Annotated in this window: 10 protein-coding genes; 6 read left to right on the top strand and 4 right to left on the bottom strand. The window is 52.7% G+C overall.

The window, feature by feature from the left end; all coding sequences use genetic code 11:
* Positions 1-216 precede the first annotated feature (216 nt).
* Both pyrE and rph read right to left on the bottom strand, forming a co-directional pair.
* A complete protein-coding gene (pyrE, locus tag B9Y90_RS21985; protein ID WP_085542591.1) occupies positions 217-858 on the bottom strand; it encodes an orotate phosphoribosyltransferase in 642 nt (213 codons plus the stop codon).
* Between the two features lie 65 nt (positions 859-923).
* On the bottom strand, positions 924-1,640 hold the full coding sequence (gene rph / locus B9Y90_RS21980; RefSeq protein WP_008457427.1) for a ribonuclease PH: 717 nt from the start codon (positions 1,638-1,640) through the stop codon (positions 924-926).
* Positions 1,641-1,764: 124 nt separating this feature from the next.
* Between rph and B9Y90_RS21975 the strand changes: the two genes are divergently transcribed.
* On the top strand, positions 1,765-2,628 hold the full coding sequence (locus tag B9Y90_RS21975) for a YicC/YloC family endoribonuclease (protein WP_085542590.1): 864 nt from the start codon (positions 1,765-1,767) through the stop codon (positions 2,626-2,628).
* A 45-nt stretch (positions 2,629-2,673) separates the two neighbouring features.
* Here B9Y90_RS21975 and B9Y90_RS21970 read toward each other — a convergent pair whose 3' ends face one another.
* Positions 2,674-3,063, bottom strand: coding sequence for a hypothetical protein (locus B9Y90_RS21970; protein WP_039289142.1), 390 nt, complete (start codon positions 3,061-3,063; stop codon positions 2,674-2,676).
* 186 nt (positions 3,064-3,249) lie between these two features.
* Here B9Y90_RS21970 and B9Y90_RS21965 point away from each other — a divergent pair, with 186 nt between their 5' ends.
* The gene (locus tag B9Y90_RS21965; protein ID WP_039289141.1) at positions 3,250-3,867 is read left to right on the top strand and encodes a trimeric intracellular cation channel family protein; all 618 of its coding nucleotides are present in this window, start codon (positions 3,250-3,252) and stop codon (positions 3,865-3,867) included.
* Here the strand turns inward: B9Y90_RS21965 and ligB are convergent.
* Positions 3,861-5,552, bottom strand: a complete 1,692-nt coding sequence (gene ligB / locus B9Y90_RS21960) for an NAD-dependent DNA ligase LigB (protein WP_176227895.1) — start codon at positions 5,550-5,552, stop codon at positions 3,861-3,863. The genes B9Y90_RS21965 and ligB overlap by 7 nt on opposite strands.
* Before the next feature lie 257 nt (positions 5,553-5,809).
* Here ligB and gmk point away from each other — a divergent pair, with 257 nt between their 5' ends.
* The 4 genes from gmk to trmH are packed head-to-tail and all read left to right on the top strand — an operon-like array spanning position 5,810 to position 9,596.
* Positions 5,810-6,433 carry a guanylate kinase gene (gene gmk / locus B9Y90_RS21955; protein WP_039289140.1) on the top strand — a complete coding sequence of 208 codons (624 nt, stop codon included), beginning with the start codon at positions 5,810-5,812 and terminating at the stop codon, positions 6,431-6,433.
* 54 nt (positions 6,434-6,487) lie between these two features.
* The gene (gene rpoZ, locus B9Y90_RS21950; protein ID WP_008457417.1) at positions 6,488-6,763 is read left to right on the top strand and encodes a DNA-directed RNA polymerase subunit omega; all 276 of its coding nucleotides are present in this window, start codon (positions 6,488-6,490) and stop codon (positions 6,761-6,763) included.
* Positions 6,764-6,781: 18 nt separating this feature from the next.
* Positions 6,782-8,902 (top strand): bifunctional GTP diphosphokinase/guanosine-3',5'-bis pyrophosphate 3'-pyrophosphohydrolase, encoded by a 2,121-nt coding sequence (spoT, locus tag B9Y90_RS21945; RefSeq protein ID WP_039289139.1) that lies wholly within the window; start codon positions 6,782-6,784, stop codon positions 8,900-8,902.
* Between the two features lie 4 nt (positions 8,903-8,906).
* Positions 8,907-9,596, top strand: a complete 690-nt coding sequence (gene trmH, locus B9Y90_RS26965) for a tRNA (guanosine(18)-2'-O)-methyltransferase TrmH (protein ID WP_039289138.1) — start codon at positions 8,907-8,909, stop codon at positions 9,594-9,596.
* Positions 9,597-9,599: the final 3 nt, after the last annotated feature.

The raw sequence follows: 9,599 nt of genomic DNA, 5'->3' as shown, positions 1-9,599 counted from the left end.
ATGGCGCTGCTGGCGCATCTTTGCTGGCTTTTTAGCATGGTGACGGCCTTCATGAGGGGATATGTGGCCCGGAGGCTGTGGCTGAAAACGCTGGCAGGGTGAGAGAAAAAATATCGCGATCGCGACCTGCGGTCGCTCAAAAACAGAACCCCACCAAAAAACAGTGGGGTTAGTCAGCAGTCTGAAGGGCCGGAAGGCCCTTATTTATATCCCGACTTAGACGCCGAACTCTTCGCGATATTTACGTACTGCCGCCAGCTTGTCCGCCATTTCTGGCTTCTCTTCCAGATAAGAAATCAGGTCTTTGAGTGTAATGATCGAAATGACTTTGCACTGATAGTCACGCTCAACTTCCTGAATGGCGGAAATATCCGCACGGCCACGCTCCTGGCGGTCGAGAGAAATAAGCACCCCGGCAAGGCTAGCACCGTTAGCGGCAATGATCTCCATTGACTCACGAATAGCGGTCCCGGCAGTTATCACATCGTCCACCAGCATGATTCGGCCCTGAAGCGCACTGCCCACCAAGTTACCGCCTTCGCCATGATCTTTCGCTTCTTTGCGGTTAAAGCAGTAAGGCACATCGCGCTCGTGGTGCTCAGCCAGCGCAACTGCTGTCGTTGTCGCAATAGGAATGCCTTTATAGGCCGGACCAAAAAGCAGATCAAAATCGATGCCGGAGTCCATCAGAGCAGCGGCATAGAAACGCCCTAATAACGCCAGATCGCGCCCGGTATTAAACAGCCCGGCGTTGAAGAAATAGGGGCTGGTGCGCCCGGATTTCAGCGTGAATTCGCCAAACTTGAGTACCTGTTTGTTAAGCGCAAACTCAATAAACTGGCGCTGATACGGTTTCATGGATTTGCTCCTTAGCATTGTGACACGGACATAAAAAAAGCGACTTCTCAGTCGCTTTTAAAAAATTAATTTTCTAACGCCGCCTTCTGCGACGCGATGATGGAATCAATTCCCCCTCGAGCCAGCGCCAGCAGCGCCAATAGCTCTTCGTGGGAGAACGGCTCGCCTTCCGCAGTACCCTGCACCTCAATCATGCGCCCGTCTTCCATCATGACAACATTCATGTCGGTTTCGGCTGCCGAGTCTTCGACATATTCCAGATCGCAGAGAGCTTCACCGTTGACGATACCAACGGAAACCGCCGCCACCATCCCTTTCATTGGGTTAGTTTTCAGCTTGCCAGAAGCGACCAGGCCGTTTAACGCATCGGCCAGTGCTACGCAGGCACCGGTGATAGAAGCGGTGCGGGTACCGCCATCAGCCTGCAGAACATCGCAATCCAGGGTGATCGTAAATTCACCTAATGCTTTTAGGTCCACCGCCGCGCGTAATGAACGGGCGATGAGACGTTGAATCTCGAGAGTACGGCCACCCTGTTTACCTTTTGCCGCTTCACGGGCATTGCGGCTATGGGTTGCACGCGGCAGCATGCCGTATTCAGCGGTGATCCAGCCCTGCCCCTGGCCTTTCAGAAAGCGAGGCACGCCTTCTTCAAGGGTCGCGGTGCACAGCACTTTGGTATCACCGAACTCGACAAGCACGGAGCCTTCAGCGTGTTTAGTGTAATGACGGGTCAGGGTAACTGGGCGCACTTGTTCGGCGCTACGACCTGATGGACGCATGGGCTTTCTCCGGCTAAAACGAATGTGGCTGCGCATTATACGGACTTCAGGCGCTTATTCCTATCCTGCAAGACCCCTGATGGCTATAATCCCCCCATACATTAGCTGAAAACGGGTACGTACTATGATCCGCAGTATGACCGCCTACGCCCGGCGTGAAGTAAAAGGTGAATGGGGCTCCGCCTCCTGGGAATTACGCTCGGTAAACCAGCGCTATCTCGAAACGTATATCCGCATGCCGGAACAGTTCCGCAGTCTTGAGCCCGTCGCTCGCGAACGCATTCGCAACCGTCTCACCCGCGGCAAAATTGAGTGCAACCTGCGCTTTGAGCCTGACGCTCGTGCACAAGGCTCGCTGATCCTTAATGAAAAGCTGGCTAAGCAGCTGGTTGAGGCCGCTAACTGGGTCAAAATGCAAAGCGATGAAGGCGAAATCAATCCGGTTGATATTCTTCGCTGGCCAGGCGTGATGGCAGCTCAGGAGCAGGATCTTGATGCGATTACCGCTGAAATCCTTTCCGCTCTTGATGGCGCCCTGGACGACTTTATTGTTGCCCGAGAGACCGAAGGCCAGGCCCTGAAAGGGCTGATTGAACAACGTCTGGAAGGCGTCAGCGCCGAAGTGATTAAAGTCCGTGCTCAAATGCCAGAAGTGGTGAAATGGCAGCGCGAGCGCCTGGTTAACAAGCTGGAAGAGGCCGAAGTTCAGCTTGAGAACAACCGCCTTGAACAAGAATTGGTGCTGATGGCACAGCGCATTGACGTCGCGGAAGAGCTGGACCGTCTGGAAGCCCACGTCAAAGAGACCTACAACATCCTGAAAAAGAAAGAAGCCGTTGGCCGTCGCCTCGACTTTATGATGCAGGAGTTTAACCGCGAGTCGAATACGCTGGCCTCCAAGTCTATCAATGCCGACGTGACCAATTCAGCTATCGAGCTGAAAGTCCTGATCGAGCAGATGCGCGAACAGATTCAGAACATCGAATAGCGTGACATAAGCCTGCGTTCAGCAGGCTTTTTCTTTTGATGTGTACTAGGTGTACGCCAACAGTTGTTCCGCAGTAATAAGCCCCATCTTTTCAAGCTGAATAGCTACCGCTCTCGGAGAACGTTCAAACTCATCCCCCAGGGTTTCGATAGTGCCAGTTTGCTCAAAGCGCTCTGCGAGGATCTGTTTCTCTTCTTCAGCCCAGGGAAAGTGAGACTTAGCCGGCCGCCCTTCGGCAAGGTTACGCTGCTGCCTCTCCTCAGGTGTTAGCCTGGATTTTTTCGGTTTTTCCGGGCTCACCAACAGCTCCTCCGCCAGGGCAAACAGCATTCTTATCGCTTCCGGCTTATTGGCCGTTGATTCAGCGCCAAGCACCTCTCCAGTTTCTGGATTGACGCCATTTGCTAGCGCTTTTAACATCGCCGATATCTTCATTGCGCCTCCTTAAATAATTCTACTAATCCATTTAATTCAAAAAGAAACTGACAAAACCCAAATACAAAGGATAAATTTTATATTTCGGATAAATTAAACTAATCCATATTCAGTCAACTTAGAAAATCTCAATCGTGACGTGGTGCACAAAACGTTACCCTCTGCCGGTATTCTGAGGGGACAAACATGCTGCTACACATTCTTTATTTGATTGGTATTACGGCGGAAGCCATGACCGGGGCACTGGCCGCCGGGCGCCGTCGCATGGATACGTTTGGCGTCATTATTATCGCCACTGCCACGGCGCTGGGCGGTGGTTCTGTTCGCGATATTCTGCTGGGCCACTATCCCCTCGGCTGGGTGAAACACCCTGAATACGTAGTGATTGTTGCCGTTGCGGCAGTACTCACAACCATCATGGCTCCCGTAATGCCACACCTGCGCAAACTCTTTTTGGTACTGGATGCGCTGGGTCTCGTTGTCTTTTCTATTATCGGTGCGCAGGTTGCTCTGGATATGGGCGAAGGACCAATCATTGCGACCATTGCCGCCGTTGTTACCGGCGTCTTTGGTGGGGTACTGAGGGATATGTTCTGCAAACGAATTCCCCTCGTGTTCCAGAAAGAACTGTACGCCGGTATCGCCTTTGCTTCAGCCGTGCTGTATATCGCGCTGCAGCACTACGTCAGTAGCCATGACGTCGTGGTGATAGCAACCTTATTATTCGGCTTTAGCACTCGGCTATTGGCGCTGCGTCTGCGGCTTGGGCTACCCGTATTTCATTACAAGCACGCCGATCACTGATGACCAAAACCCGGGATGTTATGCTGGCCAAGGAAGGCGGCAAGGGCGACTACCTGTGGATGCTTCATAAAATCGACTAACTGCCTGGCCCGCTTAGCCCCCACACCGGGTAAAGTTTGCCATCGGGACTGATCCCAGCCGCCAAGCTGTTGCCAGTGTTTGTCTTTAAGAACGGCATGCGCACTTCGCGGCAGTGGCATCCCTAAGGCTAATACCCAGCGAATAAACGGCTGTTTTCGGGACAGAGAAAACTGATGCCATAACAGCTCGGCTTTTTTCACTGAAATTCCCGGTAAACCAGACAACGTCATTCTGTTCAGTTCCAGCCATGAAAAAATGTGCTGAAAGCGTGACGTCATGTGTAGATGCCGCCAGGTGCTTTGACTCACGCCGGCCAAATCCAGAACTCGCTTTTGGCTCATCCCCGTCAGACGGGCAATAAATTGTTCTGCGCATTCAGACGAAGCATAAAGGCAAGTCACCGGTGTAAAAGCCACCATCTCCGGTATGGATGTGTCTCGCTGGCTGACGCGCCAGACGACTTCGTCCATTCGAGGTATTCCCTGTCCCGCCAGACTTATTTTTACTTTATCACCGGCCACAACATCCCATTCCTGCCAGCGTTTTAGTGAACCGATATTCACCCGTCGAACACGTTTATCGTCGAGCTGAACCTCTTCCAATTCAAGCACGACGGACACCTTACCCGTTCGTCCCACGGCAAAATCAACGCTACGAACCACCGCGATTTGCTCAGCAGGAGGATATTTCCACGCGATGGCCCACTCCCCCTGCCCCGGCTGCCAGAATTTAGCCTCAGGTTCACGTTCCTGACGAATCACAATGCCATCCGTGACAAAGGGAAGTGGCTGACGAAACCACCCCTCTCGCAAGCGGGCAATTTCATCAATGTTTGCTACAGGCCGGGACCATAGAGCAGTCAGAGAAAATCCTGCGTCACGTAATATATTGCCTTTTTCAACAAGGCTTTCAGGGCCATCAGGCCAGGCCCAGATAAAAATGCCCAGCGCGCCTGGATCGCTAACCTTGCCGGTGCGAAGCATTTCCCCGGCAACTTTAGATCTCGCATTCACGCCTCCGGCCTGGCTTTGAATATGGCCCTCCTGTTTCAGGAAAAGCTCGCCTTGCAATACGCTGTTCGCAAGTGGCCCGGCTAGATGAAGTGGTATGGCATTAATACCGGCAGCTTTGTATGTCCAGTCCTCTCCTTTAACACCATTTCCACGGCTTAGCATTTTCACCAGCCGCCCTTGCTGATAGACCAATGTAATAGCCACCCCATCTACTTTGGGCTGTACCCATAAGTTCTGTCGGCCTGCAGCCCATAACTCGACTGCGCGTTTATCCGGTAACTTTTTCAGCCCTGTATGCGCAACGGGGTGAGACGAGTTTCCTGCTGTTTCCATCCTTGCAGATTCTGCCTCTTGTCCCTGTTTAATGCAGCGCCGCCAGACTGACAGTGTCTCCCTTAAGTCATCGTAAACGGCATCGCTCACCAAACTCTTACCCTGCTGGTAATAGGCGTCATCCCAAAGAGATAGCTGGTGCGTAAGGCGTTCAATCTCCTTCTGTGTTCTGACATCAGACCATGCTGGACACGATGCCGTTACCGTAGATGAAATCCCCAGTAAAATGACAAAAACTGCTAACACGCCCCCTTTCATACCACCCTCCATTTCCTTTCTCGGTGGAGGTATAACCGTGTCCCGCGTCAATCACGAGCATGAAAGATCCTGCGTACGAGATACGTCCCTAAAAACTTATCTCGTTGCATAGAGAATGACAAAAAGGTGGAAAACATCGCGTAAAACACGAGAAAAAACGTACCTGGCAATGACAAAACCTACGTACTGAGGCAACGGCGTGTATAATATGCCGGTAGACGCTCTTCCCTTTATGCATACCGATTAAGTTAGAACTCATGGCTCAAGGCACGCTTTATATTGTTTCCGCTCCAAGTGGTGCGGGTAAATCCAGCCTCATCCAGGCTTTGTTAAAGACACAACCGCTGTATGACACCCAGGTTTCCATTTCGCACACCACTCGTGGTGTACGCCCAGGTGAAAATCACGGGGAACATTACTTCTTTGTCAGCAAAGGCGAATTCCAGCAGATGATCGCGGAAGACGCTTTCCTTGAGCACGCGGAAGTATTTGGTAACTACTACGGTACATCCCGCCAGGCGATCGAAAATGTGCTGGCGACCGGCGTAGATGTGTTTTTGGATATCGACTGGCAGGGTGCAGAGCAAATTCGTCAGAAAATGCCGCAATCCCGCAGTATCTTTATTCTGCCGCCGTCAAAAGACGAGCTGGACCGCCGCCTGCGTGGTCGTGGTCAGGATAGCGAAGAAGTGATTGCAAAACGCATGGCGCAAGCCGTTGCAGAAATGAGTCACTATGCGGAGTATGATTACCTTATCGTTAATGATGACTTCGATACTGCCCTGTCTGATTTAAAGATAATCATTCGTGCCGAGCGTCTACGAATGGGTCGCCAAAAGATGCGACATGACGCTTTAATCAGCAAACTATTGGCAGACTGACACCAGTTTCAGTATCATGCCCAGTCATTTCTTCACCTGTGGAGCATTTTAATTATGGCACGCGTAACCGTTCAGGACGCTGTAGAGAAAATTGGTAACCGTTTTGACCTGGTACTTGTGGCCGCGCGTCGCGCTCGTCAGATGCAGGTTGGCGGCAAAGATCCGCTGGTACCGGAAGAAAACGATAAAACGACCGTTATCGCACTGCGTGAAATCGAAGAAGGGTTGATCACCAACCAGATTCTCGATGTTCGTGAGCGCCAGGAACAGCAAGAGCAGGAAGCCGCAGAACTGCAGGCCGTGACTGCTATTGCTGAAGGTCGTCGTTAATTAGCCTGCGGGTAGCCCTTGTATCTGTTTGAAAGCCTGAATCAGCTGATTCAAAACTATCTGCCAGAGGAGCAAATCAAGCGCCTCCGGCAGGCATACCTTGTCGCACGTGATGCTCACGAGGGACAAACACGTTCAAGCGGTGAACCCTATATCACCCATCCCGTCGCCGTTGCCTGTATCCTGGCCGAGATGAAACTCGACCATGAAACGCTAATGGCAGCGCTTCTGCATGACGTGATCGAAGACACCCCGGCCACCTACCAGGATATGGAACAGCTGTTTGGCAAAAGCGTTGCCGAACTGGTGGAAGGGGTTTCTAAGCTAGATAAACTGAAGTTCCGCGATAAGAAAGAGGCTCAGGCCGAAAACTTCCGCAAAATGATCATGGCGATGGTGCAGGATATCCGCGTCATTTTGATCAAGCTTGCCGACCGCACGCACAATATGCGCACGCTTGGGTCATTGCGCCCGGATAAACGCCGCCGTATTGCCCGTGAAACCCTCGAAATTTATAGCCCACTCGCTCACCGCCTCGGTATTCACCACCTGAAAACCGAACTGGAAGAGCTTGGCTTTGAAGCGCTTTATCCGAACCGCTACCGCGTCATTAAAGAAGTGGTAAAAGCGGCGCGAGGTAACCGCAAAGAGATGATTCAAAAAATCCTCTCTGAAATCGACGGACGTCTTCAGGAAGCAGGCATTGCCTGTCGCGTGAGCGGTCGCGAAAAGCACCTTTACTCCATTTACTGCAAGATGACGCTCAAAGAGCAGCGTTTCCATTCAATCATGGATATCTACGCGTTCCGCGTCATTGTCCACGACATGGATACCTGCTACCGCGTTCTCGGGCAGATGCACAGCCTCTATAAACCTCGCCCTGGGCGGGTGAAAGACTACATCGCCATCCCGAAAGCGAACGGCTATCAGTCTCTGCACACCTCAATGATTGGGCCGCACGGCGTCCCGGTTGAAGTGCAAATCCGTACTGAAGATATGGATCAGATGGCGGAAATGGGGGTTGCTGCACACTGGGCTTATAAAGAGCAAGGCGAAAGCAGCACGACGGCACAAATCCGCGCTCAACGCTGGATGCAGAGCCTGCTTGAGCTGCAGCAAAGTGCCGGTAGTTCGTTTGAATTTATCGAGAGCGTAAAATCCGATCTGTTCCCGGATGAGATTTACGTTTTCACCCCGGAAGGCCGCATTGTAGAGCTGCCCGCAGGCGCAACGCCGGTGGACTTCGCCTATGCGGTACATACCGATATCGGTCACGCCTGCGTGGGCGCACGCGTCGATCGCCAGCCTTATCCGCTTTCACAGTCGCTGACCAGCGGGCAGACTATCGAAATCATTACCGCACCGGGGGCGCGTCCTAACGCCGCATGGCTCAATTTTGTCGTCAGCTCCAAAGCACGCGCCAAAATTCGCCAAATGCTGAAAAACCTGAAGCGTGATGACTCCGTTAGCTTAGGGCGTCGCCTGCTCAACCATGCGCTCGGTGGCAGCCGTAAACTGGCTGAAATTCCGGCCGAAAATCTCCAGCGTGAGCTGGACCGCATGAAGCTTGCGTCACTTGACGACCTGCTGGCCGAAATTGGCCTCGGGAACGCAATGAGCGTCGTCGTGGCGAAAAATCTGCAGGGGGAATCGCCAGTTGCTGCTCAGCCAGGCACAGCGCCTGCAGCCAATCACAGCAACTTGCCAATCAAAGGTGCAGACGGCGTTCTGATTACCTTCGCCAAGTGCTGCCGCCCGATTCCGGGAGATCCTATCGTCGCTCACGTCAGCCCGGGTAAAGGGCTGGTTATCCACCATGAGTCTTGCCGAAACATTCGTGGCTACCAGAAAGAGCCCGAGAAGTTTATGGCCGTGGAATGGGATAAAGAGACCGAGCAGGAATTTATCACCGAGATCAAGGTGGACATGTTTAACCACCAGGGTGCACTGGCGAACCTGACCGCAGCAATCAACACTGCGGGCTCTAACATCCAGAGCCTGAATACCGAAGAGAAAGACGGCCGCGTATACAGCGCCTTCATTCGCCTGACAGCCCGGGATCGCGTCCATCTGGCGAACATCATGCGCAAGATCCGCGTGATGCCAGATGTGATTAAAGTGACCCGCAACAGAAACTAGAGTTATGAATCCTCAACGTTATGCGCGTATTTGCGAGATGCTCGCCAGACGCCAGCCGGACCTGACCGTTTGTATGGAGCAGGTGCACAAGCCCCATAACGTCTCCGCTATTATCCGTACCGCCGATGCCGTGGGCGTGCATGAAGTGCACGCCGTTTGGCCGGGAAGCCGTATGCGCACGATGGCATCTTCTGCCGCAGGCAGTAATTCCTGGGTTGAAGTTAAAACGCATAAAACTATCGGCGAAGCCGTCCGGCAGCTCAAAAGCAACGGCATGCAAATTCTGGCCACTCATCTTTCCGATAAAGCCGTCGACTTCCGTGAGATAGACTACACGCGCCCCACCTGCATTTTGATGGGGCAGGAAAAAACCGGCATTACCGAAGAGGCGCTCGCGCTTGCCGACCAGGACATTATCATTCCTATGATCGGTATGGTGCAGTCCCTGAACGTGTCCGTCGCCTCAGCGCTAATTCTGTACGAAGCCCAGCGCCAGCGCCAAAACGCAGGCATGTATCAGCGTGAAAACAGTACGTTACCGGAAGCTGAGCAACAGAGGCTGTTATTTGAAGGTGGCTACCCTGTGCTGGCGAACGTTTCCCGCAGGAAAGGCTTACCGTACCCACATGTGAATCAGCAGGGTGAGATAGAAGCTGATGCCGCATGGTGGGCCACGATGCAGTCGGCGAAATAAGCC

Source organism: Cedecea sp. NFIX57 (assembly GCF_900177785.1).
In the GTDB taxonomy this organism is placed as follows: domain Bacteria; phylum Pseudomonadota; class Gammaproteobacteria; order Enterobacterales; family Enterobacteriaceae; genus Cedecea; species Cedecea neteri_C.
The sequence above is the reverse complement of the archived record's forward strand: the minus strand, read 5'-3'. Positions and strand labels throughout refer to the sequence as shown.

Coding starts and splice junctions, on each gene's coding strand:
- pyrE (WP_085542591.1), bottom strand. CDS start 858: ATGAAACCGTATCAGCGCCAGTTTATTGAGTTTGCGCTTAACAAACAG.
- trmH (WP_039289138.1), top strand. CDS start 8,907: ATGAATCCTCAACGTTATGCGCGTATTTGCGAGATGCTCGCCAGACGC.
- rph (WP_008457427.1), bottom strand. CDS start 1,640: ATGCGTCCATCAGGTCGTAGCGCCGAACAAGTGCGCCCAGTTACCCTG.
- ligB (WP_176227895.1), bottom strand. CDS start 5,552: ATGAAAGGGGGCGTGTTAGCAGTTTTTGTCATTTTACTGGGGATTTCA.
- B9Y90_RS21970 (WP_039289142.1), bottom strand. CDS start 3,063: ATGAAGATATCGGCGATGTTAAAAGCGCTAGCAAATGGCGTCAATCCA.
- B9Y90_RS21975 (WP_085542590.1), top strand. CDS start 1,765: ATGATCCGCAGTATGACCGCCTACGCCCGGCGTGAAGTAAAAGGTGAA.
- B9Y90_RS21965 (WP_039289141.1), top strand. CDS start 3,250: ATGCTGCTACACATTCTTTATTTGATTGGTATTACGGCGGAAGCCATG.
- gmk (WP_039289140.1), top strand. CDS start 5,810: ATGGCTCAAGGCACGCTTTATATTGTTTCCGCTCCAAGTGGTGCGGGT.
- rpoZ (WP_008457417.1), top strand. CDS start 6,488: ATGGCACGCGTAACCGTTCAGGACGCTGTAGAGAAAATTGGTAACCGT.